Consider the following 384-nt stretch of genomic DNA (forward strand, 5'->3'; position numbering starts at 1 on the left):
TGGTTGCTCCATGAAGATAATCCTTATCTTGGCGGCATCCAGGCTACCTAGTTATTTGGTATTAGTTCTTGTTATTTATGCGTCCTGTGTCACACGACTTTACGATACCGCTACAATTCTGTAAACGCTGTGCCACATTCCTCAGAAAGGGCTTGCGGACCGCGCCTCTTAACCGGCCAGCACCGTTTTAGCGGGCTCTCCCGGCTCTTCCCGAGTCAGCCTTGGCACCAGAAAGCCCGGCAGGCGCGCACGCAAGTCCGCATGCAGCTCCCGGGCAATGGCATCGGGCACGGCAAAATGGGCTGCTCCCTGCACTGCATCCAGCTGATGCAGGTAATAAGGCAACACTCCCGCAGCAAAAAGGGCATCGGATAAATCCGCCAG

Annotated in this window: 1 pseudogene; it reads right to left on the reverse strand. The window is 55.2% G+C overall.

Annotated elements, in window-relative coordinates:
• Positions 1-168: 168 nt before the first annotated feature.
• A pseudogene (locus A3730_RS31440) lies at positions 169-384 on the reverse strand (EF-P beta-lysylation protein EpmB); the annotation flags it as partial.

The organism is Alcanivorax sp. HI0044 (assembly GCF_001634945.1).